Origin of the sequence: Halorubrum amylolyticum (assembly GCF_004114995.1) — an archaeon.
Classification (GTDB): Archaea; Halobacteriota; Halobacteria; order Halobacteriales; family Haloferacaceae; genus Halorubrum; species Halorubrum amylolyticum.
This window is the reverse complement of the sequence record NZ_SDJP01000057.1, coordinates 1-5,608: the sequence shown is the minus strand read 5'-3', so window position 1 is coordinate 5,608 and position 5,608 is coordinate 1. Positions and strand designations below refer to the sequence as shown.

The window sequence follows — 5,608 nt, the reverse complement described above, 5'->3', positions numbered from 1 at the left end:
GGATTCACGATTGAGAACGTGTCGATCACAGGAACAGGCGGCCGTGGCGCCGCTATCCGCGTCGAAGACGGCCGCGACGGCACCACCATTCGGAACTGTCGAATCAAGGCGGAGTCTGGCAACGGAATCCAGATAGAGCCAAAAAGTGGCATTACGATGGTCGCGACGGAAGTCACCGTTCAAAACGAGTATATTGCTATCGACGATGGCACTCAATCTTTCTCCGACCTCCCGTACACTATCAAGTTCGAGAGGATCACCGACGGCCACGGAGAGCTATCTCTGTGGGTTACGGGTGAAATTCAACCTCCCGGAACCCTCTCAAACGTATCGCTATCCCCGAACAGCGTCGGCACACAGGTGATCGGAACAATGGCTGATCCTACCGTAAGATTCGATTTCTCTGGAGACATCAGGCGGCTATCGGTAGATCCCTCCGTGATCACCTCGATTGAGACGTAACATCTCCAGTAGGAACAGATAACAGATGCATAACAAAGTCCTCTACTTAGTTGGTCTGCACTGAGAACAGATGACGCCGAATTGATCCACTGCGGTCCGCTGATGGCGGTTAACGGAAGTGAGCCGCAGCGCAACGTCAAGTTGCGCTCGGCCAGTGTCGGAGGACAGTCTGGCCCAGCCGTCCCCGCAGCTACCTGCGCCCCAACCATCTAAAACGAGGAAATAGTATGTACAAGTCCCATTCTGTCGGTGTTATCATCCCGGCATACAACGAAGCGGAGTTCGTAGGCGATGTCATTCGCGACATCCCAGAGTACGTTGATCGCGTGTACGTCGTCGAAGACTGTTCGGACGACGAGACGCCGGAGGCGATCCGCACCGCCGCGGAAGCTGAGGCGGCGGATGCGAGGCCCCCTGCCGAACGACGCGACAACGACCTCTCAAGTATCAACGAGTTGTATTTCGAAAGCGAGGAACTCGCCGAGAGGGTGGACGAGTTCTACGCCATCGGACGGACCGTGATGATCCACCACAAGCAGAACCTCGGTGCAGGTGGTGCGATAAAGACTGGATATCAGTTCGCTTTGGAAGACGACACCGCCATTGTAGCAACGATAGACGGCGACGGGCAGATGGATCCCACCCGACTCTCTCGGTTCCTCGATCCGATCGTCGCCGGGGAAGCCGACTATACGAAAGGGGATCGACTGTCGAACGATGAACACAGCGGCGATATGCCTCAGTTCAGATTATTCGGAAATCACATACTGACGCTCCTGACACGAGTGGCGAGCGGGTACTGGGAAGTCACCGATCCTCAGAACGGGTACACTGCGGTTCGAGCCGACGTTCTCGAACACGTCTCCATCGAAAGGATGTACGAGTATTACGGCTACTTGAATGATCTACTCGTGAGGCTCAATATCGCCGGAGCAGATATCGCTGATGTTCCGCTTCCAGCCGTATACGACGAGGAAGACAGCCATATCCAATACGAGGAGTACATCATCAATGTCTCGCAGATGCTATTACGAAACTTCCTTTGGCGACTTCGGGTCAAGTATCCTCCCACGAAGGGCCATCCAATTGGGTTATTAGCCGCCTTCGCAGGCGCTACCGCGACGGCCGGGACCGTCCAGCTTCTTCACCGGTTCTCGGCTCATCAGCCCGATGCTGACGAAGTGACGGGCACAGTCGGCGCGGTAGCGATGTATCTCGTCGCGATAGCGTCGGCTCTACTCGTTTTGGCTTTCGACCGAGCAATCCACACGGACAAGACCAATTCCACAGATCACCTCGCGGAGAACGTCGTGTTACCTTAAGCATGATTCCACCAGACGGCGTAGGCTTGCAACCACGTTTCCGCGGTCTGCGGATCGGCGTTGCTGAAACAGTTTGAAAACGAAGCGGTACGTCGTTGTACTTCACGAAAAACACGTTCAACGTGATTTCTGTAGCCGTGGATCTCGACGCGGTATTCTAGCCCTTCTCGACGGAGCGCGCCCGCGATATCGGCGGCGTCATCGACGAGAAACACCGCGTCGGAGACGTCGTGTTTCTCGCACAACTCGGTGAGAAATTCTCGGCCGATCAGGATCGTATACGTCGGAAAGAGCCGAGCGTGGAGGATTCTGTTGGTTTCAGGATCGACGGCAGCGTACAGCCAGTACGCTTCGTCGTTGACCCGGATCGACTTTTGATCGACCGCAACGCGATCCGGGCTTTCGCCGCCAGCCGGCTGTAACTCGGACTTTTGGACTCAGTTGTGAACCGCAGTGCGACTCCGTTTGACACCCGACCCCTCAAGTAGAGTAACTGTATTCGAAAGTGAGAGTCCTGCAAGGTGATGTCGAATACCCTTTTCAATGAACTCGCGGGGTGTCCGTTCTCGCTCCACAAAACCCAAGTCGATCCACTCGGTACACTCGGTGAGGCGGTCGGTTTCGGCCATAGGAATCTGAAACTCTGACCGCCTCTTCCTTAACTTAACACGACGGCGGAGAACCCGTGAACGGTTAAAAGACACTCGAATGAGGGTCGAGCTGGCCGAGGATTTCCTTGGCAACGTTGGCATTAGGAAAGCAATTACATAGTACTGAATGGCCTTTTTTCTGGTAAAATGGGATGTCCGAGGCCGTCGAATATCGAAACATCACCGGTGGTCTGACGCCTCGTTCTGAACGGAGCCAATGAGTCTACTTGAACGCCTTCTCGCCTGGATCAAGCGGCTGAAACCGAAGGGGACGATCACCGAACAGACCGTGAAAAGCGCAGGGTGGCTGATGGGTCAGAACGTCGTCGGCAGAGTACTCCAATTGGGAATGCTCGCGGTTCTTGCCCGACTCGTTGGCCCAGCCGAACTTGGCCTCGTTGGGATCGCACTATTGACGCTGAGTGCAACCCAGAAGTTCACCAACATCGGTTTGAACAAGGCACTCATACAGAAAACAGAGGAGAACGTCGACAGTCACCTCAACACGACGTGGATGCTAGAAGTCGGTCGAGGCATTCTCATTGCCAGTCTCCTCTTCGTGATCGCCCCGTTCGTCGGAGAATGGTTCTTCGAGGAACCCCGAGCGGTTCAAATCATCCGTGCCATCGGGCTTTCACCTCTCCTTCTCGGATTCCGGAATCCCGGTATTGTCTACTTTCAGAAGGGTCTTCAGTTTCACAAACAGTTCGCCTATAAGATCAGCGGAGACACCGCCCAATTCCTTGTTGGTGTTGGATATGCACTGGTCTACCCAACTGCGTGGGCGTTCGTCTTCGGTTTTTTGGCGGCAGACGTCGTTAAGTTGATCCTCTCATATGTGATCCACAATTATCGGCCGTTCCCATCGTTCGATCTCAAAATCGCCAAAGAGCTCATCGGCTACGGAAAATGGCTTACAGGTTCGTCGATCCTCTTTTTCATTTACAGTGAGGGAGATGATGCCTTCGTCGGGTGGTTTCTCACGCCAACAGCACTAACGTACTACCAGTACACCTACCGGTTCTCTAACGCCCCGGCGACCGAGTTGTCACAAGTGATCACTCAAGTCACGTTTCCAGCGTATTCGAAGCTACAGACAGATAACGAGGAACTCCGACAAGCGTTCTTGAAGACGCTCCGTGTCACCGCACTTGTCTCCTTCCCCTCTGCTGTCGGTATTGCCGCAATCGCCCCCGACTTCGTCGTGGCGGTCTTTGGCGAAGAGTGGACTCCGGCCGTGCCAGCCATGCAAGTCCTCGCGTTCTATGGGCTCTTTCGAGCGCTTGGCAAGACATTCGGTCCGATTTGGGAAGCTATCGGCCGGCCGGACTACGTTACGAAACTTTCCGCGATCCGTGTCGGTCTGATCGCCGTTTTTATCTACCCGATGACCAACGCATTCGGTATCGTCGGAACAGCGCTCACCGTGACCGGTATATACGTCTTACCGATGATGCCACTTGACATATACGTTATGTCCCGTTCCATCGACCTCCCGATACGCTCAATCTACTACGAGTTCGTTTACCCGCTCATCGCAAGCATTCCGATGGGACTCATTGTCTGGTACCTAGGAAAAGTCTCTCCGTTCAGTCCGTTTGTGAATCTCGTGGTCCTTATCCCGACCGGTGTCGTCGTATTCGTTGCGCTGGTTCTAGTCCTAGAAGTGATGACTAACTGGACCGTTACCGACAATTTCGAACAAATCTATCAGAACCTCACGGAGTAAGCTTGAACATCCGTAACTGTGGATTTCACGCTAGTGACTAGGATTCTAAGAAAAACAGCGCGAGTTCCCCGCCCCACCGTGGGCGGGGGTGAAGCGCGTCACTTCGGCGCGTGTTCCGTCTCTTCGATATACCGTTCAACCACTTCCTCCGACACCGTTCCTGTCGTTCCCACGTAGTATCCGACCTTCCAGAATCCACCACCCCAGAAAAACGACTTCTGAATCTCAGGATACCGTTCCAGCAAGTGCTTGCCAGAGTACGACTTAAATTGTCGAGCGATGTCCGCAGGACTGTACTTCGGGTCGGTTTGAACGAACAGGTGTACGTGGTCGTCTGCAATCTCCAACGCCAGAATCTCGTGCCCGAAGTGGTCAGTAGTCTCACCAAACAACTCCCGCACATCGTCCTCGACCATATCAAGAACAGGGTGGCGGTACTTTGGATACCAGACGAAGTGATACTTACAGGAACTAACTGAATGTGCATGACTGCGGTACTCCTCCATCCCGAATCCCTATATTTATGATTGGTTAGAACGATTGTCAAAGTATGGGTGAGGAGGCCACGAAAACCATCAAGACGCGCCTCCACGTAGCGTCTGGTGAACGGTCATGGCTTCACGACGCCCGCCTCGCTTCACGCGAGATATTCAACCAAACCATCTGCCTCACACGAGATGGGCACAATCGCACTGAGATACAGCGGGAAGTCGACCGCGACGACTTCCTCCGCAACAACAAATGCGCTGTCGTTGGCAAAGCCCTCCAAACATGGGACTCCTACCAGTCACTCAAAGAGTGGTGGGAGAACCAAGACGACCCTGACGGAGGAAAGCCGATTCCACCGAGTACGGACAACTCGGGTGCGTACCCGCTCGTGATGGCGCACACGGAAGGCTATCGCCTCACCGTGGACGACGACACGAACCGCGTTCAGTTCCGCATCAGCCCGAAACCCTACAAGAAAGTGAACGGCCACCTGCGCGGCGAACCGGACGCGATGGACGAACTTCGAGACGCCCTCACGTCGGACGAGGTGGATGTGGGGCAGCCCGAACTCCTGTACCGCGATGGCGTGTACTACCTACACGTCACGGTTACACGCGAGTTCGACGTGCCCGAACCCGACACCGCTGATACTGTGGTTGGCGTGGACATCAACGAACGTAACATCGCACTTACTGCCCTCAACCGCGACACGATGCGGACGAAGGGCACGCTCGTCCTCGACTATGGGCGGGTCAAGCAGGAACGCCAACGCTACCACACCATCACGACTCGCTGTCAGGAACACGGTAAGACCAGTATCCACCGGAAACTCGATGACAAGGAAGAACGATTCACTGAGTGAGCCTGTCATAGAAAGCCTCCCAAGGGAGGCTGCAGGGTTTGGAAACTGTGTCCACCAGCTCCAACGCCCTGCAAAACGTAGCTTCGGTCAACGA

Annotated in this window: 4 protein-coding genes and 2 pseudogenes; 4 read left to right on the top strand and 2 right to left on the bottom strand. The window is 54.7% G+C overall.

What is annotated here, in order from left to right:
• On the top strand, positions 1–462 hold a 462-nt coding region (locus tag ESO89_RS17980), incomplete at its 5' end, for a hypothetical protein (RefSeq protein WP_164932837.1).
• Between the two features lie 227 nt (positions 463–689).
• The gene (locus tag ESO89_RS17975; protein WP_128906770.1) at positions 690–1,784 is read left to right on the top strand and encodes a glycosyltransferase family 2 protein; all 1,095 of its coding nucleotides are present in this window, start codon (positions 690–692) and stop codon (positions 1,782–1,784) included.
• Here the strand turns inward: ESO89_RS17975 and ESO89_RS17970 are convergent.
• Positions 1,781–2,413, bottom strand: a pseudogene (locus tag ESO89_RS17970) (IS6 family transposase). The gene ESO89_RS17975 and the pseudogene ESO89_RS17970 overlap by 4 nt on opposite strands.
• Positions 2,414–2,651: 238 nt before the next feature.
• Between ESO89_RS17970 and ESO89_RS17965 the strand changes: the two are divergent.
• Positions 2,652–4,163 (top strand): lipopolysaccharide biosynthesis protein, encoded by a 1,512-nt coding sequence (locus tag ESO89_RS17965; protein ID WP_206731801.1) that lies wholly within the window; start codon positions 2,652–2,654, stop codon positions 4,161–4,163.
• A 98-nt stretch (positions 4,164–4,261) separates the two neighbouring features.
• On the opposite strand, the gene tnpA is transcribed toward ESO89_RS17965, so the two are convergent.
• Positions 4,262–4,669, bottom strand: a complete 408-nt coding sequence (gene tnpA, locus ESO89_RS17960) for an IS200/IS605 family transposase (protein ID WP_128906769.1) — start codon at positions 4,667–4,669, stop codon at positions 4,262–4,264.
• 44 nt (positions 4,670–4,713) lie between these two features.
• On the opposite strand from tnpA, the pseudogene ESO89_RS17955 reads away from it, so the two are divergent.
• A pseudogene (locus ESO89_RS17955) lies at positions 4,714–5,511 on the top strand (RNA-guided endonuclease TnpB family protein); the annotation flags it as partial.
• Between the last annotated feature and the right edge of the window lie 97 nt (positions 5,512–5,608).